20 protein-coding genes are annotated in these 20575 nt (G+C 42.0%); 10 read left to right on the top strand and 10 right to left on the bottom strand.

What is annotated here, in order from left to right:
• Positions 1–70: 70 nt before the first annotated feature.
• From hemJ to psbQ, 5 genes are all read right to left on the bottom strand, one after another.
• A complete protein-coding gene (gene hemJ, locus V7L05_RS11895; protein WP_335164350.1) occupies positions 71–652 on the bottom strand; it encodes a protoporphyrinogen oxidase HemJ in 582 nt (193 codons plus the stop codon).
• Between the two features lie 197 nt (positions 653–849).
• Entirely contained in the window at positions 850–1701 is an 852-nt protein-coding gene (locus V7L05_RS11890) for an alpha/beta fold hydrolase (protein WP_335164349.1), read from the bottom strand.
• Between the two features lies 1 nt (position 1702).
• Positions 1703–1855, bottom strand: coding sequence for a histidine kinase (locus tag V7L05_RS11885; protein ID WP_335164348.1), 153 nt, complete (start codon positions 1853–1855; stop codon positions 1703–1705).
• Positions 1780–2988, bottom strand: a complete 1209-nt coding sequence (locus V7L05_RS11880) for an NAD(P)/FAD-dependent oxidoreductase (RefSeq protein ID WP_335164347.1) — start codon at positions 2986–2988, stop codon at positions 1780–1782. Before V7L05_RS11880 ends, V7L05_RS11885 begins: the two co-directional genes overlap by 76 nt.
• A gap of 170 nt (positions 2989–3158) precedes the next feature.
• On the bottom strand, positions 3159–3614 hold the full coding sequence (gene psbQ / locus V7L05_RS11875; protein ID WP_335164346.1) for a photosystem II protein PsbQ: 456 nt from the start codon (positions 3612–3614) through the stop codon (positions 3159–3161).
• A 1027-nt stretch (positions 3615–4641) separates the two neighbouring features.
• Here psbQ and sfnG point away from each other — a divergent pair.
• The 6 genes from sfnG (at position 4642) to V7L05_RS11845 (ending at position 13143) form a co-directional block, all read left to right on the top strand.
• The gene (sfnG, locus tag V7L05_RS11870) at positions 4642–5739 is read left to right on the top strand and encodes a dimethylsulfone monooxygenase SfnG (protein ID WP_335164345.1); all 1098 of its coding nucleotides are present in this window, start codon (positions 4642–4644) and stop codon (positions 5737–5739) included.
• Between the two features lie 231 nt (positions 5740–5970).
• The gene (locus V7L05_RS11865) at positions 5971–7176 is read left to right on the top strand and encodes an SfnB family sulfur acquisition oxidoreductase (protein WP_335164344.1); all 1206 of its coding nucleotides are present in this window, start codon (positions 5971–5973) and stop codon (positions 7174–7176) included.
• A 323-nt stretch (positions 7177–7499) separates the two neighbouring features.
• Positions 7500–8468, top strand: a complete 969-nt coding sequence (locus V7L05_RS11860) for a homogentisate phytyltransferase (protein WP_335164343.1) — start codon at positions 7500–7502, stop codon at positions 8466–8468.
• 3 nt (positions 8469–8471) lie between these two features.
• Entirely contained in the window at positions 8472–8945 is a 474-nt protein-coding gene (locus V7L05_RS11855) for a tetratricopeptide repeat protein (protein WP_335164342.1), read from the top strand.
• Between the two features lie 485 nt (positions 8946–9430).
• Complete coding sequence (locus V7L05_RS11850) at positions 9431–11584, top strand: hybrid sensor histidine kinase/response regulator (protein WP_335164341.1); 2154 nt, start codon at positions 9431–9433, stop codon at positions 11582–11584.
• A gap of 329 nt (positions 11585–11913) precedes the next feature.
• A complete protein-coding gene (locus V7L05_RS11845) occupies positions 11914–13143 on the top strand; it encodes a tetratricopeptide repeat protein (RefSeq protein ID WP_335164340.1) in 1230 nt (409 codons plus the stop codon).
• Here the strand turns inward: V7L05_RS11845 and V7L05_RS11840 are convergent.
• A complete protein-coding gene (locus V7L05_RS11840; protein ID WP_335164339.1) occupies positions 13111–13239 on the bottom strand; it encodes a hypothetical protein in 129 nt (42 codons plus the stop codon). The genes V7L05_RS11845 and V7L05_RS11840 overlap by 33 nt on opposite strands.
• Positions 13240–13245: 6 nt before the next feature.
• Between V7L05_RS11840 and cobA the strand changes: the two genes are divergently transcribed.
• The 3 genes from cobA (at position 13246) to V7L05_RS11825 (ending at position 16298) form a co-directional block, all read left to right on the top strand.
• Positions 13246–14883 carry a uroporphyrinogen-III C-methyltransferase gene (cobA, locus tag V7L05_RS11835; protein WP_335164338.1) on the top strand — a complete coding sequence of 546 codons (1638 nt, stop codon included), beginning with the start codon at positions 13246–13248 and terminating at the stop codon, positions 14881–14883.
• Positions 14884–14917: 34 nt separating this feature from the next.
• Positions 14918–15514 carry a dephospho-CoA kinase gene (gene coaE, locus V7L05_RS11830; RefSeq protein ID WP_335164337.1) on the top strand — a complete coding sequence of 199 codons (597 nt, stop codon included), beginning with the start codon at positions 14918–14920 and terminating at the stop codon, positions 15512–15514.
• A gap of 478 nt (positions 15515–15992) precedes the next feature.
• Positions 15993–16298: a hypothetical protein gene (locus V7L05_RS11825; RefSeq protein WP_335164336.1), complete on the top strand. Its 306-nt coding sequence runs from the start codon at positions 15993–15995 to the stop codon at positions 16296–16298.
• Between the two features lie 395 nt (positions 16299–16693).
• On the opposite strand, the gene V7L05_RS11820 is transcribed toward V7L05_RS11825, so the two are convergent.
• The 3 genes from V7L05_RS11820 to V7L05_RS11810 all read right to left on the bottom strand — a co-directional run bounded on the left by V7L05_RS11820 (position 16694) and on the right by V7L05_RS11810 (position 19507).
• Complete coding sequence (locus V7L05_RS11820; RefSeq protein ID WP_335164335.1) at positions 16694–18097, bottom strand: hypothetical protein; 1404 nt, start codon at positions 18095–18097, stop codon at positions 16694–16696.
• A gap of 169 nt (positions 18098–18266) precedes the next feature.
• Positions 18267–18632: a DOPA 4,5-dioxygenase family protein gene (locus V7L05_RS11815; protein WP_335164334.1), complete on the bottom strand. Its 366-nt coding sequence runs from the start codon at positions 18630–18632 to the stop codon at positions 18267–18269.
• 284 nt (positions 18633–18916) lie between these two features.
• Positions 18917–19507 carry a Crp/Fnr family transcriptional regulator gene (locus V7L05_RS11810; RefSeq protein ID WP_335164333.1) on the bottom strand — a complete coding sequence of 197 codons (591 nt, stop codon included), beginning with the start codon at positions 19505–19507 and terminating at the stop codon, positions 18917–18919.
• A gap of 102 nt (positions 19508–19609) precedes the next feature.
• On the opposite strand from V7L05_RS11810, the gene V7L05_RS11805 reads away from it, so the two are divergent.
• A complete protein-coding gene (locus V7L05_RS11805) occupies positions 19610–19747 on the top strand; it encodes a histidine kinase (RefSeq protein ID WP_335164332.1) in 138 nt (45 codons plus the stop codon).
• Here the strand turns inward: V7L05_RS11805 and cysE are convergent.
• Positions 19744–20472: a serine O-acetyltransferase gene (gene cysE, locus V7L05_RS11800; protein WP_335214688.1), complete on the bottom strand. Its 729-nt coding sequence runs from the start codon at positions 20470–20472 to the stop codon at positions 19744–19746. The genes V7L05_RS11805 and cysE overlap by 4 nt on opposite strands.
• Positions 20473–20575: the final 103 nt, after the last annotated feature.

The raw sequence follows: 20575 nt of genomic DNA, 5'->3' as shown, positions 1-20575 counted from the left end.
TGTTGTGATGGAAGGTGTGGTAGGGTAGCACATCTGTGCTAACCTACTTTGTGTAAGACAGGAATTTTGTCTAACTTTGTTCTTGTGGTTGCCCTATCTGTGCCGTCAGCTTCTCTTTATCTTGCCTGCGTTTTTTGGCGTAAAGTTGAATAGTAACTGCCATCAAAAGAATCATGGCAAAAATAGCCCAGGCAGCGATATCTGTAGGTAGATTATTCTTAAACACAGCCAGCAGGACGATCGCTACCAACATAACTGTCGGTGCTTCATTTAAAGCACGTAATTGCTGACTATTCCAGCCACATTCATCTACTGCTAACTTCTTCATCAGCCGAGCGCAGTAATGATGATAGCCAATTAAAATGGCAACAAACAGCAGCTTGATATGCAACCAACCCTCTTTTAAAACGTCCGGTTCAGTGCTTAATAAACCGATGGCCATTGCGATCGTCACGAACATTCCTGGATTAGTGATGATATGATAGAGCCGCTTTTCCATAATTTGATACTGATTTTTCAGTATCGTTCGGGCTGGTTCAGGTTCAAGGTTCGCTTCAACGTGATAGATAAAAAGACGTACCAGATAGAACAAACCAGCGAACCAAACTACAAATCCGACAATATGAAATGCTTTAAACCATGAATAAGCCATGAATTCTAATCTCCTTTACTTGTGGTTGTGATGCCTTTTTAATGGTAATAAAAAGTTCACAAATGCCGGCGGGGATAACATTTATAAATCTAGCAAAAATCCTGAATTTATTTTTTACCACAGAGAAATGATAGATATTTCTCTGTGGTAATATTGGTTTCATTTTTATAATATCGATTTTTGCCAAAGGTATATTGTCAATGAGTATCTTTACGACGCACAAAGGGTAAAAGGTCTTCTAAAATCGCCTCATGGTAGTGTTCTTGAGGATAATGTCCGACGTTATTAAGTTTTATTAATTCGGTATTTGGTACGGAATTGGTAAAATTTTCGGCAATGTCTACAGGTAGCCAAGGGTCAATCATGCCCCATTGTATAAGAATTGGCTGTTGCCATTCTTTAAAACCAGATTGGATTTCTGTCATTGCGGAATCAAGCTGTAAATTGCGAATACTTGCTAAGAGACTTCGACCAGATGCAGAAGTTTTCAAAAATGGTTTTCGATAAATATCTAAATCTTTATCTCCGATGCGATAACGGCTACCACCTTCTAGCGTCCGGTCAACCAAAAGTGGGTCTTGGGTCATCACTTCACCCGCCAAAGGTAAACCCATTTGTTTAATTTTCCAGGGTAATTTGGCAGCAGTTGAAATTGGTGTATTTAAGATAGCTAAATTGGCAATTTGTTCTGGATGACGCAAAGCATATTGTAGTCCTACAGAACCTAAAAAGCCTTGGACAACTAAAGAAAAATGTTCAAGTTCTAGGGCTTTGATAAATCCTTCTAAAGCTGTGATAAAAGTATCGGGAGTGTAAGCAAAATCTCGTTTTTCTGGTTTTGCAGAAAAGCCATAACCAATCCAATCTGGAGCGATCGCTCTTGTCCCCTGATTGGCTAAAGCAGGTATAATATTACGCCAACTGTAACTTTGTGAAACTAAGCCGTGTAGCAACAACACAGGCGCTAAGTCAGTTCTGCCGATTGGTAAAGATTCCCGATAAAACCATTCCAGTGAATCTACATTGATTTGATGTTCTGTTATTGACACGCTATTTTCCTATATTCGCATTGGGCATTGGGCATGGGGCATTGGGCATGGGGCATTGGGCATTGGGCATTGCATGAGTTATTCTTCCTCCCTCATCCCCCTCATCCCCCTCATCTCCCTCATCTCCCTCATCCCCCCACTCCCCACTCCCCACTCCCCATTCCCCACTCCCTGAGAAACAATCATCTCACGAATTGCATAAGCTGTGGCGGGTGCTAGTAAAACGCCGTTGCGATAGTGTCCGGTAGCTAGGAGGACATTACTAAACCCTGGTAACTTACCAATAACTGGGGCTGGGCGTCCTTCAGGACGGGGACGTAACCCCGACCAAGTGCGGAGAATCGTTGCTGTGGCTAACTCTGGGCAAAATGCGATCGCTTGTTCTCTAATAGATTCCAGCAGTTCTCGATTTGGCGGTATCTCATCGCCATTGCTGGGAAATTCCACTGTTGCACCCACCCAATAATCTCCACCGCCCACAGGAACAATATGGACATCGTTACCCGTTATCACTGGCTGGAAGTCGGCATTGCCTAACGGATGACCCACACGCATTTGCAACGCTTGCCCAAGTACGGGGCGGATATCAAGCATCTGATTTAATTTTGCCGTCAGTGGTGTTGAACCTAGCCCGGCGGCGATTACAAACCAATCTGCGGTTATTTTTCCTTCTGTAGTCTCAAGTTGCTGACAAAATTGAGGATAAGATTCAGGTGTTGAGTTTGGGGCATCCAAAACAGCCACACCAAATTTTAAAGTCACACCATTTTGCTGGGCAGCCTCAACTAAAGCTAATGTCAGGGCAGTTGGATCAAGCTGGCGGTCTTGGGGAGAATAGACAGCGCCAGTAATTTTTTTGTGTAGGCGCAGCCCGTCGTAGATATCAACTTGAGGACAGATATTCTGGAGTTTAGCCGTGTCCCAAATTTCTAAATGCCAGCCTTGAGAGTGGCGAATTTCTACTAGCTTTTCCCATGCTTGTAAATTCTCGTCTTCCAAACAAAGACTGAGAATTCCCTGGCGATTAAAAGGGATTTTGCGACCTGTTAAAGCTTCTAATTCAGGAATCAAAGTTTCATAGCGTTGGATGCTAGTATGTCGCATCTGCCAAGCCTTGCCCTTAACTTTTTGGCTGATTGCGCCCATCAAAACGCCAAGTGCAGCACCCGTAGAAGCTTGTGCTGGTGGTTGCCGATCGCAAACTGTGATTTTTAGCCCTTTTACTTGACTCAGTTCATAGGCGATCGTAGCCCCAATCACACCACAACCGATAATAACTACATTCATAACTTTTATCTGAAGTGAGGAGTGAGGAGTTAAAAACAGGACTGACGCAAACAATAGCCGAAAAGAATGATTTTCTTCTTAGGGGCAATTCATGAATTGCCCCAGATGGCGTTTAGTTTTGCGTAAGTCCTAAAAAATTCCTAATGTACAGACGCGATTAATCGCGTCTGTTAACTCTCTTCTGCTTTCGGAAGAAGCTGGAGGAATTTGTCAATGTCTGCGAAAGCAGCTTGGGAGTTACTCAAGGCAACTTGAGGATTGCCAGCACTAGTAGCTTTATCAAGTTTAACCAGGTCGTTAAACAAATCTCGCGTTATTTGACGTGCTGTGGGTTGGTCTTTGGGTAGAAGGTTGGGAGTGACATAAGTCAGGTTCAGCCTTGCTTCTGTTATGGGACCATGTATAAAGTTACGCACATTGATCCAATCACCTTTTTGGATCAGAGTTTTCAACTCTTGTGAGCGATCGCGCACAGCCTGAATTTCAGGAACATATCCCTGAATTCTTTCAAGTTGCGTTGCCGTGTAAGTTGGAGGTGCCACCGCGACACCAGGACTGCCACAACTCAAGAGGAATGTGGCCAATAATACTAGAACAAATGAAAAAATCGAGTTTTGACGCACCATACACTGAACTTAATTGCTTTTTGTTTGCCGATTAACAGTGTCATTTTAGATCGCTAGGGCAATTTATCGTTCACTCTCAAGTTTTAAACAGAAAGCGATCGCCAGCCAAAAGCCAAATCCTAAGCAGATAACTATGTATTTTCTGTTTGATTTCTAGCCAGTTGTGGTGAAGCGGTGACGCTTGCGCTGCATCGACCATTTCCGATGGTTGACAGAGCGTGAGCGTCAACAACTGGCCATTGGGTGGGATTTTTGAGACGGGAATCGATCCCTTGTAGAATTTTCTCAATCTCCCTGTAACCCTGCTGATATCTCAATTAAAACTGCAACAGAAAAATTTTGGATGCCAAATTGCCAAAAGCACTCAATATAATTCGTAATTCGTAAGTCCTGATAACTAGCCCTTTCAAGGTGGGTAAAATTTTTGGATAATAATCCCTCTTTTCTCTGTGTCGCGCCAGTTGCTTCTCCCAAGGGGAGACGCTGCGCGAACAAGTCGGGGAGCCCGACGCCAGGTGCAACAAGAGTGGCTCGCCGCCCAACGCACTGGCTCCCCAACGCACTGGCTTCTCTGCGCCTGGAGTGGTTCAATAAATAACTTTTAAACCGCTCCAGGCACGGAGAACGCAGAGAGGAAAGCAGAGATTTTATCAGTGACCTTGAAAGGGCTAGTCCTAAAAATAATTAAATACTCACTCAGCAAAATTAGGCTGTATTCCAAAATGGAATATGGAAATGAAATTTAAGTATATCGAGTCACGACATCGGAAAAATTATCGTGATAAAGTCTGATACATTAATAACTACGGTAGCACGGTCGAGTTATGGTATATTGCCACTATCACATCTTGAGATTGTCTACTTATAAAGTCAGAGTAGTTTCCAGGCGCTCTCAAGCTTTCGATTTTGACTAAGATTTTGCCGAATCAAGTTTAGCTGATTTGTTAGTGATCAAAAATTAGGCTTTGTTGGATTACAAGCAAACTTAGACAAATAACCAAGCAGTTTCAATTACAAACGCACAATTATGGTAGATATTAAGTTCGCATACTGGATTCCCAATGTTAGCGGGGGGTTAGTTGTTAGTAAAATCCCCCAACGGACAGATTGGACTTACGAATACAATGCTCAACTAGCTCAGACGGCTGAAGAAGTCGGGTTTGAATATGCTCTAGCACAAGCCAGATTTATCGCCAGCTATGGCGCTGAGTACCAGCTAGAGGCACTTACAATCGTGTCAGCCCTAGCTCCTGTCACCAAGAAATTGAAGCTAATTGCAGCAGTTCACCCTGGATTGTGGCATCCGGGAGTAGTTGCCAAAATCGGTTCCAGCATTGATTTTCTCTCTAACGGACGGTTTGCACTAAATGTGGTTAGCGGCTGGTTCAAAGATGAATTCACTATATATGGTGAACATTGGTTAGACCATGACGAACGCTATCGTCGTTCAGAGGAATTTATCCGCGTTCTCAAAGGTTTGTGGACAGAGGAGGAGTTTCACTTCAAGGGCGACTTTTATCGCATTAATGGTGGTTGGGTGAAGCCCAAACCGATTAATCAGAATCCACACCCGGAGATATTCCAAGGTGGTAACTCGAAAGCAGCGCGGCGCATGGCTAGTCGGGTGTCTGATTGGTATTTTATGAATGGCAACACTATAGAAGGGGTGCGATCGCAGATTGAAGAAGTGTCTGCATTAGCGAGTCTTGAAGGACGCAAAATTAAGTTTGGTCTGAATTCCTTTATCATTGTGCGAGATACGGAAGCAGAAGCCCATGAAGTATTGCGCGATATTATTGCTCAAGCAGATGTGGAAGCGGTAAAAGGATTTGGTGAAGCAGTGAAACAGGCGGGAGCTTCTACTCGTGAGCGTGATGGAATGTGGGCGAATTCCAATTTTGAAGACTTGGTGCAGTATAACGATGGCTTCCGTTCCGGCTTAATTGGTACGGCTGATCAAGTAGCTGACAAGATTCGCCAGTTTTATGAAGTCGGAGTTGATCTAATTCTCGGTGGCTTCTTACACTACTCGGATGATTTGCCTGCATTTGGTCGGACAGTAATTCCGATTGTGCGCGAACTAGAAGCTAATCGTCGTAAGGCTGATGAGTTAGTTGTGGTCTAGTAGATTCTTGACAGTTAAGACTTCTGCAAGTAGTTGTGTAATTTATCCGGGCTTTATTTGGGAAGTCGTTCAATGGTTAAACCCATTCCTACAAAAAGTTGATCATTCAAAGAATGTTACCAGATTCAATCTGTGTATTGGCATATTGCAATCAGCCCTATAAATTACCACTAGCCAATGTATTTAGATCATTGTCTGGTTAAATACTTATCACAATCAAGGAGTTATATTATGACATCAGTAATTGATACGGAACAGAAGGCGCATATCATTCGGGATGACAAAGAAGCGATCGCGATCGCTCATGAATTGGCAGCTGAGTTTGCCAAGGGAGACTCAGAACGCGATCAAAATCGGCGTTTGCCTGCTGAGGAAGTGCAAAAGTTCTCCCAGAGTGGATTGTGGGGGATCACAGTCCCCAAAGAGTATGGTGGGGCTTTTGTATCTAATGTCACCTTAGCAGAAGTGATTAAAATCATCTCCGAAGCTGATTCTAGCCTCGGTCAAATTCCCCAAAACCACCTCTACATGGTGGAAGCAGTTCGCTTGGATGGTACAGATGAGCAGAAGAAGTTCTTCTTTGATTTGGCTTTACAAGGTAAGCGCTTTGGTAACGCCTTCTCGGAAATTGGCACTAAATCTGTTACTGATGTCCAGACAAAGTTAGAACCAGATGGTTCTGACTACGTACTCAACGGACGTAAATATTACTCTGCCGGGGCATTACTAGCTGATTGGGTTCCCGTAATTGCTAGTCAAGATGGTAAGACAGTGGTGGCATTTGTCGAAAGAGATGCCGCCGGATTGACGCTACTTGATGACTGGACGAGCTTCGGACAGCGTACCACTGCTAGCGGCACTACCATTATTGAAAATGTGAAAGTGAAGGCAGAACACGTCATTCCGCACTACTTAGCCTTTGAGAGGGCAACACCAATGGGTGCGATCGCGCAAATCATCCAAGCGGCTGTAGACGTGGGGATTGCCAAAGCAGCAGTTCGTGACACCATCTACTTTGTCCGCAACCATACCCGCCCTTGGGTTGACAGCAATTTAGAAAAAGGATACGAAGACCCCTTGACGCTCTATAACTTAGGCAATGTGCAAATTCAGGTTCACGCTGCTGAAGGATTGTTGCGACGTGCGGGTGAGTTTATTGACATCGCCAACGAGTCAGGTTTAGAAGAACCTAAGGTAGTGGAAGCATCGATCGCAGTTGCGGAAGCCAAAGCATTGGCCACCGAAGCAGCATTACTAGCTACCAACAAATTGTTTGAACTAGCAGGTACTAAGTCCACATTGGAGCAATTCAACTACAATCGCCACTGGCGAAATGCTCGCGCTCACACACTCCACGATCCCGTGCGCTGGAAATATTACGCTGTTGGTAACTACTTCCTCAATGGGGTTTATCCTCCACGCCATCCTTGGCTGTAATTGCCGCATTCTCTATTGGGGTCAATCAATTTTGGATTTTGGACTTCGGCTACGGTTCCATCGAGCGAAGTCGAGATGCTCAGTCGAACGATTTTAGATTGACCCCATGCATTAATGCAGTTGCTCTGAATAAAGAATTGTAGATTAAATTATACAGCTATGATTACGATCGCCTCCATTCTCTTGTGGTTATAGTTTGAAAACACGCCCTAATCCTGCCTACCCTACGAAAATACACTGCGTCTAGACCTTTGGCTCTTGTTAATATCCAAATTCTGTGACAATAGTTAACAATAAACCGGAATACTGAATCTAAACTACTCATGAGCCAGAGTTCTCAAAACACCCCTTTGCCACCCAAACCCGTTCAATCATATTTCCATTGGTTATACGCTTTCTGGAAATTCTCTCGCCCTCACACGATTATTGGTACAAGTCTGAGTGTTTTAGGTTTATATTTAATTGCCATTGCCATTAATAATCATACTGATTCCCCACTCCCTACTCCCCACTCCCTACTCCCTCTCTTCGGCGCATGGATTGCTTGTTTGTGTGGAAATGTCTACATTGTGGGGCTGAATCAATTAGAAGATGTGGAAATTGACAAGATTAATAAGCCTCATTTACCGTTAGCATCAGGTGAGTTTTCCCGACAGACGGGGCAATTAATTGTCGCTTTGACTGGGATTTTGGCACTAGTTGTGGCGTGGCTAACTGGGCCATTCTTATTGGGTATGGTAGCAATTAGTTTGACCATTGGTACTGCTTATTCTTTACCGCCAATTCGCTTAAAACAGTTTCCCGTTTGGGCGGCGCTGTGTATTTTTTCGGTGCGCGGTACGATTGTTAACTTAGGATTGTATCTGCATTATAGTTGGGCATTGCAACAAAGCCAAGTAATTCCGCCCGTAGTGTGGGTGCTGACGTTATTTATCTTGGTGTTTACCTTTGCGATCGCGATCTTTAAAGATATACCAGATATGGAAGGCGATCGCCTCTATAATATCTCTACTTTCACGATCAAACTCGGTTCCCAGGCTGTGTTTAATCTGGCTCTTTGGGTGATAACTGTCTGCTATTTGGGAATAATTCTAGTTGGTGTGCTACGTATTGCCTCAGTTAACCCCATATTTCTGGTAGTTACTCATTTGGGGCTGCTAGTTTGGATGTGGTTGCGGAGTTTGGCAGTAGACTTACAAGATAAAAGTGCGATCGCTCAATTCTACCAATTTATCTGGAAACTCTTTTTTATGGAATATCTAATTTTTCCTATCGCCTGCTTTTTGGCTTAGACAATGCTAGAAACCTTTCCCATTACTTCTATTATCGCTGCTCTTGTAGTTGTTCTCAGTCTCTCAATCCTGGGCTATTTCGCTTGGAAAACTTTGATTACCTCAGACTTGTTTCAAAAAGGAATGAATCTGGCTCAAGCAAAAGATTACCAAGGTGCAGAAGCAGCGTTTCGCAAAGTGATTTCTCTTAACTCTACAAATGATGTGGTGCGCTTGTTTTTAGGAGATGTTTTAAACCATCAAGGTCAAGTGGAGGAAGCAACAGAATTATTCCGGGAAGTGATTCGCCGCAGTCCGAAAAATCCTGATGCTTACTTGCGTCTAGCAAATATTCTCATGCAGCAAAAGCGAGAAGAGGAAGCTAAAACTAACCTGCTACAAGCTAAAGATTTATTACAAAAACAGCGCCAACCTGAAAAAGCTAAAAAAATCACTCAACTTTTAGATAAAATGAGTGCTAAGTTAAGTGAATCTTAAGTTGAATGAGAATTGCGGAGATTAAATTTTCTTGTTCCGTCTCCTAATTTTATTTTTTTACCATTCCCATCATGATGGTGAGAATGGTTTTTATTTTGGAATTTATCAGTGTCTGCCGTAATTATGCCAGGGTAAGGTTCAGTTAAAGTTTAACTCTTTGTCAAGGTCAATTTTTTTACCAACCGCAAAGGACGCAAAGAGCGCAAAGGAAGAGAAGGAAGAAAAAGAAGAAATGCTTAACTGAATTGTCTGGAATTATGTCTGCCATTTTCGCAAGTTTGATCACTCCCTTCATAGCCCTTACTATTACAATCTGAAAGAGCATCCAAATTTTCCAAAAATTCATGGTACTGAGACAAAAACCCTTTACAAACCTCTTACCTTTGCGCTCTTTGCGTCCTTTGCGGTTCGTTTACTCATTCTCTTATTCCTATCTTCAGACAAGATATTATTAAATTTTATCGATTCAAAACAATCAAGTATTTATGTCAGACATAATATCAGAATTGTGGACTAATTTTTTTACATCAGGATCATTTATTCCACATGGACACTGCTATCTATGGCAAACAAATTTAGTTTGGTTACACATATTATCTGATGCGTTCATTGCACTAGCTTATTACTCGATTCCAGCTACACTCTTCTACTTTGTCCGCAAGCGGCAGGATTTGCCCTTTGATTGGATTTTTCTACTATTTAGTGCATTTATTGTAGCTTGTGGCACTGCTCATTTAATAGAGATTTGGACGCTTTGGCATCCAACCTATTGGCTGTCGGGGTTTGTCAAAGCAATAACTGCAATCATATCTGTAATTACAGCAGTAAATCTTGTGTTTTTAGTTCCACAAGCACTGGCACTTCCTAGCCCTGCTCAATTAGAACAAACAAATCAAGAACTTCAAATACAAATAGCCGAACGCTTAAGGATAGAGGAAGAACTGCGAAAATACCAGAATCATCTCGAAGAAATGGTTGCTGTTCGCACCAATGAAATTACCAAAACCAACGAGCAATTACAACAAGAAATCCTTGAACGCCAACGCATCTTAGAAATTCTCCGACAAAGTGAAGAACGTTACCGTTACTTGGCTGAGGCAATTCCTCAACTTGTATGGACAACCGATGCTAACGGTGAATCTGATTATTTTAATCAAAATTGGTGTGAATACACTGGACTAACATTAGAGCAGTCCTTGGGTTATGGTTGGTTGGCGGCATTGCATCCAGATGATGTCCAAACTGCTGATGAAATCTGGTCTAATGCTGTAAAAAATAGGACTATATATAATAATGAATATCGCTTCAAACGGGCTTTTGATGGCTCCTATCGTTGGCAGCTAGCGCGAGGTTTACCACTCAAAGATGAGCAAGGTTTTGTAGTGAAGTGGTTTGGAACATGCACGGATATCCACGAACAAAAACAAATACTTGAAGAACGGGCGCATCTACTGGAATTAGAACAAGTAGCACGAGCGAAAGCAGAAACAGCCAATCGAATTAAAGATGAATTTCTGGCCGTCCTCTCTCACGAACTACGCACCCCACTAAACGCAATTCTCGGCTGGTCAAAGTTGTTGCAAACCCGCGCTCTTGGCCAAGCAAAGACATCTGAAGCACTAGCCACAATCGAGCGGAATGCCACCTTACAGGTTCAACTCATTGAGGACTTGCTGGATATCTCCAGAATTTTACAGGGCAAACTGACGCTGAATATTACGAAGATTAACCTAGAGTCTACAGTATTGTCTGCGTTAGAGACAATGCACTTAGCGGCAGAAACAAAGTTGATTGAGGTGAATACAGCATTTGCACCGGATGCGGGACAAGTTATGGGCGACTCGACTCGTTTGCAGCAAGTCGTCTGGAATCTCGTTTCTAACGCTATCAAATTTACACCCAAGGGTGGAAAGGTAGAAGTACGAATAGAGCAAGCTGATAGCTATGCTCAAATCATCGTTAGCGATACAGGTAAGGGAATTAGCGCTGAGTTTTTGCCTTATGTGTTTGATTACTTCCGCCAAGCAGATGGCAACTCTACTAGAAGTTTTGGTGGATTAGGACTAGGATTGGCAATTGTGCGTAATATCATCGAAATGCATGGCGGCATCGTCAAAGCAGAGAGCGAGGGTGAGGGTAAAGGGGCAATATTTACTGTTAGCTTACCGCTTGTGCCAGATGAAAGCCCAAGCCTGACGGATGAACAAAACTATCCTGCATTCTTAGCTACTAACTCCTTACTTCTCGCTGACGTTCGGGTTTTAGTTGTCGAGGATGATGATGATTCGCGAGATTTTATTACTTTTGTATTAGAGCAAGATGGGGCTTTTGTCATTGCGGTATCTTCCGCATTTGAAGCATTACAAACCCTAGCAGAGGTAAAGCCAGATGTGTTGGTCAGCGATATTGGTATGCCCGATATGGATGGCTATATGTTAATACATCAAGTGAGAACTCGGACACCAGAACAAGGTGGAGAAATTCCAGCAATTGCCTTGACTGCCTTTGCTAGAAACGATGACCAGCAAGAAGCTCTAAAAGCTGGGTTTCAGTTGCATTTATCCAAGCCTCTTAACCCAGAACAATTAATTGTAGCCATTGTTCAACTTCTCGAAACAAAAGCGTCAGGAATTACCTAAAAAAGAAATTTTTACTCCTAATAAAGCCGCACCTATTGTCTACAAATGGACAATTACAGCAGAATTCAGAATTCAGAATTCAGAATTCAGAATCCAGAAGTAAAACAGGGTTTATACCTTGCTTTGGAACGAATCTTTGTATACTTCATATTCCTTGAAATCTGCTGTATATTATATGAGAGTACACTGGTATGAAGTTAGGTTAATCACTTATAATTTCTGTTATAACCCAATACGCTTGGGTTAAGAAAAATAGTCGGTTGTGTTTTGATGATGGCAATTAGCCGAACTCGATATTACACGTAAACCAAGCAGATAAGGTAATAAAAATGCTGAAAAACAAGAATCTACTGGTAGCAGCTATTATCTGCTTGGGTTTGAGTAATGCTAGTACTGCCTTTGGTAGAGATGTTGGCGTTGTTTTATCAAAAATTGATGACTCGGCACAGCCCGCAGTTCCTCAGAACAAAAACGCAGTTGCTCACTTCGAGCAAGGAACCAATCTCTACAAACAAGGAGATTTAAAAGGAGCAGAGGCGGCTTTTAGGAAAGCAATTGAACTGGAACCGAACTTTGCACAAGCTTATATTGCTTTGGCAAATACTCTCGACGATCAAGGCAAACCACAAGAAGCGATCGCACTTTACAAAAAAGCCATTAGCCTCGATCCTAAAGACTCTGAAGCATACTTTAATTTGGGTTTGACTTTCGCAAGACTGAATCAGTTAGAAGCAGCGATCGCTCAATATAAGCAAGCCATCAGCCTTGAACCAAAATATGCTGAAGCTCACTATAACTTAGGAAATGCTCTGTATGCTCAAGGCAAGCTAACAGAAGCAGTCACCGAATATACAGCAGCCATTCGCCTCAAACCCAGTTATGCCCCAACTTACACGCGTCTGGGAAATGCTCTGTACGATCAAGGTAAGCTAGCAGAAGCAGTTAACCAATACAAAAAATCCATTAGCTTTGATCCCAACTATGCAGACGCTCACTATTACTTAGGGAACGCCTTGTACGCTCAACGAAAGCCAGCAGAAGCAGTCGCCGAATATACAGCAGCCATTCGCCTCGAACCGAAAAATCCAGTAGCTTATAATGCTTTGGGTAATGCTTTTTACGCTCAAGGCAAACTAGAAGAAGCGATCGCGCATTACAAAAAAGCCATTAGCTTCGCTCCCACCTATGCAGACGCTCACTATAATTTAGCAAGCGCTTTTTACGCTCAAGGCAAGCTAGCACAAGCAATCGCCGGATTTACCGAAGCGATTCGCCTTGATCCCAAACATGCACAAGCTTACGCAGGTTTGGGAAATGCAATGGACGATCAAGGTAAACCTCAAGAAGCGATCGCACATTACAAAAAAGCCATTAGCCTCGTACCCAACGATGCATTCACTTACTATAATTTGGGAATCACTTTAGGAAGACAACAACAGCCACAAGAAGCGATCGTTAATCTCAAAAAAGCCAGAGAGTTATTTCAAGCTGACGAAAACAAGGAGATGGTTGAGCAGGTTGATCAGTTAATCCAAAAAATTAATCCCCAGACGAATTGAATAATTGGGCATTGGGCATTGGGCATTGGGCATGGGGCATTGGGCATGGGGCATTGGGAAAGAAACAGAGGAAGCAGGACTATTAATTATTGACAAATGGCCATGATTCAAGAAAGGGGCAAAGTCTACCTCGTGGGTTCTGGGCCTGGAGATGTGGCATACCTAACAGTAAAAGCTTACAATCTCTTAGCTGTTGCTCAGGTGTTAGTCTACGATGCTTTAGTAGATGCTCAATTATTGCAGTGTGTACCACCTGATTGCTTGAAGTTGGATGTCGGGAAACGCGGTGGTAAACCCAGTACAACCCAAACAGAGATTAACAAGTTACTGGTAAAGCATTGCCATCAAGGAAAACAAGTTGTACGGCTCAAATCAGGCGATCCGTTAATTTTTGGGCGTTGCACTTCCGAAATTGAAGCGTTGAAAGCATCTGGTTGTGATTTTGAACTAGTACCAGGAATTTCCTCAGCCCTTGCAGCACCTTTGTTGGCAGGAATTCCCCTGACAGATCCGGTGTTGAGTCGTACTTTTGCAGTGCTTACAGCTCATGAACCAGAGGTTTTAGACTGGGAGGCACTCTCACGCTTAGAGACACTGGTAATTTTGATGGGAGGGCAACATCTGCCAGAGATTGTAGATCAACTGGTGCGACACGGGCGATCGCACTTAACACCCATTGCCATCATCCGTTGGGCAGGAACTCCTGATCAACAAATTTGGACAGCGCAACTGGGCAATATTCTGGAACAAACCAGCGAATTATCCCTTTCTCCATCGGTAATTGTGATTGGCGAAGTTGTTGAGCTACGCAAGTACTTACAACCTGAGAATATATATTTAGACGAAATTATCAGGCATTCCCAGGCTGAACCTGTGAACGAGAGTACTACCACACCCCAACCTATGTTAAGTAACTTCCCCTCATCCCCCTCATCCCCCTCATCCCCTCTTCCCCTGACTGGCAAAACAATCCTGGTGACACGTTCAGTCGGACAATCGAGCCAATTTAGCGATCGCCTGATCGCATTAGGTGCAACAGTCATCGAAATGCCTACTTTAGAAATCGGCCCGCCTTCCAGTTGGGAAGCTTTGGATAATGCGATCGCTCATTTATCTGACTTCGACTGGTTAATTCTCACTTCTACCAATGGCATAGACTACTTTTTTGAAAGGCTAATCGCGCAAGGTAAAGATACCCGTGCCTTAGCAGGCGTTAAAATTGCCGTTGTTGGCGAGAAAACAGCCCATAGTCTCAAACAACACTCTCTCCAACCAGATTTTATTCCCCCCAACTTTGTTGCCGATTCTTTAGTGGAAAATTTTCCAGATCAACTGGATGGTAAAAAGGTTTTATTTCCCAGAGTTGAAAGCGGCGGCAGAGAAGTTTTAGTTAAGGAATTAACTGTCAAGGGAGCAAAGGTGATAGAAGTTGCCGCATATCAATCTTGTTGTCCTAGTGGTATTCCACCTGTGGCAGAGTTAGCTCTCCAAAATCGCAAGGTAGATGTAATTACCTTTGCCAGTTCTAAAACTGTGCAATTTTTCTGTCAACTTACTAACCAGATATATTCCAACAACTCTGATGCTAGCCAATTATTAGAAGGAGTTTGTATTGCCTCTATCGGCCCCCAAACCTCGAAAACTTGTCATGCTTTATTTGGGCGTGTGGATGTAGAAGCCCAAGAATATACTTTAGATGGTTTAACCCAAGCACTGATCACATGGGCGACAAATTCTTAATATCAAACCCCCAATGACAAATGACAGATGACAGATGACAAAACGCATAATCGGCTTAACCGGAGGTATTGCCACAGGCAAAACCACTGTCACCAATTATTTAGCTAGCGCTTATAACCTGCCGATTTGGGATGCAGATATTTATGCTAGAGAGGCAGTATCTTTAGGTTCGCCTATTCTGGGTGCGATCGCTCAACGTTATGGCGAACAAATTTTACTACCAGATGGCAGCCTCAACCGCCAAAAGCTAGGCGAAATTATCTTTAATCGTCAAGATGAACGCAACTGGATAGAGAATTTGATTCATCCTGATGTGCGCGATCGCTTCCTGAAAGCAATTGTCCAATCCTCCTCACAAACACTGGTGTTAGTAGTGCCTCTATTATTTGAAGCAGGAATGACTGATTTGGTTACAGAAATCTGGGTAGTGCGTTGTTCCCAAGAGCAACAGCTACAAAGATTGATACAACGAAACCATTTAAATAGAGAACAGGCACGAGCTAGGATCAATAGCCAATTATCTATCGAAGAAAAAGTGGCTCGTGCAGATGTCGTTTTAGATAACTCCTCCACCCTAGAAGTATTACTAGAGCAGGTAGATGTAGCTCTAAAAACCACAAATAGGGAATAGATCCTATTTGTCTTAAAAAATATACTTAGACGACATTCTTAAGACATAAAATATTTATATAATAATATTATCTAATTAAGGAAAAATACTCCTGTCTGACCAAGTATTGTTTAATAATTCGGTGATTTTACAGTTGAAGCTGCGGTTAATAGTACTGTAAATTTAAGTCAATAATAAAGGCGAGCATCTCAGTTTTACAAATATACCAGATGAGAAACAAGGTTCTTGCTCCCTCTCCTTAGTAAGGAGAGGGTTGGGGTGAGGTTTTACAAGGCTTTTTACGAAAGTGAGATGCTCCCATAGTAAAGTTGTTAAGCTAAAAAACATCTAATTTGCTGGAAAAATAATTCTGATTTGATAAAATTTAGTATAAATTAAACATTCATATCTCAGAATTATGTCTTAAAAAACTGACTTTTAAATTATTAGTTATATTTTTAAATTGTTGTTGAGTGCCTTATCTTAAATCAGAACAGATATGAGTTTAAGTTTTAGTTTTTTAAAAAAAATAGCTCTGGTTAACTCTCCAGTAACCAAATTAAAAAAGAAGCATAAAATACACGATTACAGCCAACAAGTTTGGGGAAGCGACTATGTATTTGAGCGTCTCAACGAAGGAACAATCGGGTACATGATTGGAATAGGGAAAGGCATCAAACCCGGCGATCGCATTATTTTACGAGAAGGCAGTGAATCTTATCAATATCAAGTTGAAGAAATTGATTACTACTCCGATCCATCTGATATGTGGATGGCTTTACTTAAGCAAGTACTGGTTGAGTAAATATTAAAATCAACCAGTTATATCAAGTCTGGCTAATTAGTTATATAGCAGTCCTAAATCATTTGTAAAAATAAATTAACCGCAGAGGCGCAGAGAAGGCAGAGAGAGGAATCGGAGATTTTCACGACTCATTTAGGATTGCGATAATATCACTTGAATTCGATATAGCGTTTCCTAATCACATAAGGTACATCATAGCCCCCTCTCGAAGAGCGGGGAGAGGGTTGGGGGTGGGGTTCAGTACCTACTCAATCAAGAACCGCCATATAGGACTCCTATTTGATTTTTGAACAAATTAAGTACTAATCGAAAAGGCTTATTCCCTACTCCCCACTCCCTATTCCCTACTCCCACCCTACGCAAGTCAGTTCAATAATCAAAGCGGATTACTATATCTATTTTAAATTGATCAAAAAATGAGCTATTAAAGTATTCCTTTCGTAGGATAGCAAGTAAAGATGCAAAAGATTTGGGTTATCTTTATCAAGATGCATCACTGAACCATCAACTGCTAAGTGGTGATGATCTATCCAACGCTGCTGTGAATCTAGTAAAAAACTGAAGTAGGGACTGACATCTGGATGATTTTTCGTTAATTCATCGTAGCTTTGATAAAAAGGAGGTATCCCAATTCCCATCGGCATATATAAGCCTTTAGGATACTCTTCTACAGGCAATTGAGGAAGCGTTTTTAGATTAACCCCACTAATGAATAATTTATTTTGTTCACTAGTCTTAATATCAGTGAATACTAACTCAATTTCCTGTAAATTGGTTTCAACACCAATCGGTTTAATGTTCCTTAAAATGGCTTTGTCAAATTTGCCTATTCTCCAGTATTCATTTCCCCAAGGCTTATTTTGATCGTAAAATCCTGGGGATCGAAAACTTGCAAATTTAATTTCATTGTTAGCATCGTAAAAATCTCTCCATTTGGTGATATTGGTCGCTAGCGTAGTTCTAACTTTTCTACTTTGTTCTGCCGATACAATTATCCTTTCATCAAGGGGGAACTGAGTAGCAACTTCTTTTTCATCAATTACGTTTCTCAGAAGATTAGTCTTTACTATTGTGCCACTTGGATCTTGCCAGTGTTCTAATTTCCACCAATGCTGCCAATAAGAAATCTTATTAATATTTTCAAAAATATTTTTATAATGTCCCATCGGGAAGGTAAACCAACTTTGATAATAAAGGGATTTATTACCATCGTCTTTAGTGAAAAGTAAAATTTCCCAAAGTCCTGCATTTAAGCAATTATTAGCCAAAGCGACCTCTACGAGGTTTTGCTTTTCAAAACCATCTCCTCCGACAATTTCTAGATTTTTTGAATTAGCAGGAAAACTAATCTGTTGTCTGTTCCACTCGCGGTCTGTAAAAGCGATTGTTTCTAAACCTTGATCTTTTTTAACCCATTCGGGTGCTTTAGGGACTAATAGCCCTAAATCAACATTTTTTATGACTATTTGTGCCGTTTTTTTGTCTGTTGGGTTAAGCACAAAATCGAAATGTGTATTATCTCTCTTAATAATTGTTAGTTTCCTATGAGAATATCTTTGAAAGTTTTTGCCTAAAGGCGCGGGATTTGCTGGATAATCGACATTAGATAATTCTTGTAGTTTTACACTCATCTGATTATCAAATTTATATCTGGATTTAAACCAGAAACCACTCAATCCAAGTAAACTAAGGCATAGGATGAGGGTACTAAATAAAATCTGTTTCTTCGTGACTCTGAAATTAGGGTTGCCAAATCGGAAAATGCCTGCACTTATTTCCTTCGCAGAGGTATTTTTCATGGAAAAGTTTCTTTTTATGAAAATGCTGATCAACAGCATAACCTTTCTGTGAAAGTAATTCCTGATTTCTATTAGCAAAGCTCACATTAATAAATAGTTATCTGGAATTAAAGGGTTTAACAAATTCTGAGAGTTTAAGTCAAAAGCTTCCTAAAGTGAGCTACTTTCCTTAATTGGATAAAGTCGAACTAAGCTGTCGAAGAAACTCAATATTCAAATCTAGCTTTTTTCCTAACCATAGGGAATAAACCGCGTGGTCTGCCACAGCATCGCCTGTCTCAGGGTGGACGAGAATATCCAATCCCTCACGATTGAGCATTAACCAAGGAACGACTTTATCAAACTGATTTGGTAAGAAGGCAACTTGATACATCCCTTGTGGGTGAGGCCCGATGGGCTTGTCAAACCAGCGTCCGAGTTGCACATCAAATCTAGCGCCTAATCCTTCACGTACACGCGCAGCTACATCCCGACTCGCGCTATCGAAGTAAACATGAGCGTGAAAACCAGTGATCTCGATAATATCTTCTTTCATAAATCCACTTTTCGCTCTCAATTCTAATTTTAGGTTGCAGACTTTTTCTTTCTCACTCAAAAGAACAAAGCAACTCTACTCTAGCCTGAGTTATTTAGAAAAACTGGGGCTACCGATTTGGCTGGATTTGTCTAGTGCTTATAGCGATCGCTAACCAAATAATTTTTGAAGAATAATTCAGAAGCCAGAATTCAGAATCAAGGGTACCCCTTCTCTAAGCAAGCTACTTTCACCGTCTGGTAGAGAAGCGACGTAATGGCGATCGCTGGTTTTGCTGAAATAATCTAAATTTCGTAGTACCAAATTTCTTCTTCTCGCAGCACAATTCGATGCAGGGAGAGACGATTAATCAAGCCTTCTTGCTCAAACTGCCCAAGAACACGAGTGATGGTAACACGAGTTGAACCGAGCATTTCCGCCAAATCTTCATGAGTTAGACGCATATCTATTAAACGTCCCTTCTCAACTTCCGAACCAAACTTTTTGGATAACCATGCCAACAGCTTGATGAGCATAGTATCCACTTTTCTATGGCTACGAATGATCATCAATTCTTGAGCCTGTTGGATATGGGCAAGTAGAGTTTCTGTTAGTTGAGTCCATTCCTCTAAAGGTAAAACTGTCGCTTCCACTTTAGTTAGGCATTCCATCTGATAAGGTTCTAATTTTGACAAAGCCTTACCAACGATATCTCCAGGACCCCACAATCCCAGAGCGACGGTTGTACCATCTTCCAGATAGGTAAAAGTCCTAACAAAACCCGTTTCAATCTTCCAAAGTCCGTTTTTATGCTCTGGCAGAAATGATCTACGGGCAAAAATTTGCTTAGTATTATTACTAGTTAAGCTAGATAAGCTTGTGTACAAAGACACCATATTCTATAACACTATTCTCCGATAAATTAACCGTAGTATTATATTTATATCAGGTTCTAAGAGCCTATGGGTATTTTAAAGATTGGGAGTGGGGAGTAGGGAGTGGGGAGTGGGGAAGAAGGGGGAGATGAGGGGGATGAGGGAGATGAGGGGGACAAGGAAAATAACCATGCCCAATGCCCAATGCCCAATGCCCAATGCCCAATGCCCCATGCCCCATGCCCCATGCCCATTTTCTAAATTCCCGCACCATCAAGAAAATCTTCAATCATCCCATCAGAATTTCTGCTCTTAGGTTTGTCGGTTGGTTGGTCGCCAAGCTCAGTTGGAGACAAACTTGATTGATCTTCCAACTGCTCGAACTGTTTCTCTAGAGCCTTGACGCGTTCAAATAAAGCGCGGATGACTTCAGCTTCTACATCGCGTACTTTATCATGATCCAGAACATTTGTAGCCAAGTTGTTCTGACGAGTCACGCGCCCTGGAATCCCAACTACAGTAGTGTTACTGGGCACATCTCGCAGCACCACAGAACCGGCTCCAATTCGGACGCGATCGCCAATTTGAATATTCCCCAATACCTTCGCACCCGCTCCCACAACTACATGAGAGCCTAAAGTGGGATGGCGTTTGCCGCTTTCTTTCCCAGTGCCGCCAAGGGTGACACCTTGATAAATTAGGGCATAATCACCCACGATCGCAGTCTCACCAATCACAACTCCCATACCGTGGTCTATAAAAACTCCCTGGCCAATTAATGCCCCAGGATGGATTTCAATCCCGGTTAAAAACCGACTAATATGAGAGATGAATCTTGGTATAAAGGGAATGCCAATTTTATGCAGCCAGTGTGCCAATCGATGAAATATTAGAGCTTGGAGTCCAGGGTAACAGAACAATACTTCTAGCCAGTTACGGGCTGCTGGGTCACGCTCAAAAATCGTTCGCAAATCAGTTAGTAGCATACTCTGTTGAGATTTTTGTTGGTAGGTGAGGCTCTGAAAACAGAAACTCAGGATAATTTCCCCAAAAACATTAAGTCATTCATGGGAATTTTGTCAGATCATA

Source organism: Nostoc sp. (assembly GCF_036917755.1).
GTDB lineage: Bacteria > Cyanobacteriota > Cyanobacteriia > Cyanobacteriales > Nostocaceae > Nostoc.
The sequence above is the reverse complement of the archived record's forward strand: the minus strand, read 5'-3'. Positions and strand labels throughout refer to the sequence as shown.

Coding starts and splice junctions, on each gene's coding strand:
- hemJ (WP_335164350.1), bottom strand. CDS start 652: ATGGCTTATTCATGGTTTAAAGCATTTCATATTGTCGGATTTGTAGTT.
- V7L05_RS11880 (WP_335164347.1), bottom strand. CDS start 2,988: ATGAATGTAGTTATTATCGGTTGTGGTGTGATTGGGGCTACGATCGCC.
- psbQ (WP_335164346.1), bottom strand. CDS start 3,614: ATGGTGCGTCAAAACTCGATTTTTTCATTTGTTCTAGTATTATTGGCC.
- sfnG (WP_335164345.1), top strand. CDS start 4,642: ATGGTAGATATTAAGTTCGCATACTGGATTCCCAATGTTAGCGGGGGG.
- V7L05_RS11865 (WP_335164344.1), top strand. CDS start 5,971: ATGACATCAGTAATTGATACGGAACAGAAGGCGCATATCATTCGGGAT.
- V7L05_RS11860 (WP_335164343.1), top strand. CDS start 7,500: ATGAGCCAGAGTTCTCAAAACACCCCTTTGCCACCCAAACCCGTTCAA.
- V7L05_RS11855 (WP_335164342.1), top strand. CDS start 8,472: ATGCTAGAAACCTTTCCCATTACTTCTATTATCGCTGCTCTTGTAGTT.
- V7L05_RS11850 (WP_335164341.1), top strand. CDS start 9,431: ATGTCAGACATAATATCAGAATTGTGGACTAATTTTTTTACATCAGGA.
- V7L05_RS11845 (WP_335164340.1), top strand. CDS start 11,914: ATGCTGAAAAACAAGAATCTACTGGTAGCAGCTATTATCTGCTTGGGT.
- cobA (WP_335164338.1), top strand. CDS start 13,246: ATGATTCAAGAAAGGGGCAAAGTCTACCTCGTGGGTTCTGGGCCTGGA.
- coaE (WP_335164337.1), top strand. CDS start 14,918: ATGACAAAACGCATAATCGGCTTAACCGGAGGTATTGCCACAGGCAAA.
- V7L05_RS11825 (WP_335164336.1), top strand. CDS start 15,993: ATGAGTTTAAGTTTTAGTTTTTTAAAAAAAATAGCTCTGGTTAACTCT.
- V7L05_RS11820 (WP_335164335.1), bottom strand. CDS start 18,097: ATGAAAAATACCTCTGCGAAGGAAATAAGTGCAGGCATTTTCCGATTT.
- V7L05_RS11815 (WP_335164334.1), bottom strand. CDS start 18,632: ATGAAAGAAGATATTATCGAGATCACTGGTTTTCACGCTCATGTTTAC.
- V7L05_RS11810 (WP_335164333.1), bottom strand. CDS start 19,507: ATGGTGTCTTTGTACACAAGCTTATCTAGCTTAACTAGTAATAATACT.
- cysE (WP_335214688.1), bottom strand. CDS start 20,472: ATGCTACTAACTGATTTGCGAACGATTTTTGAGCGTGACCCAGCAGCC.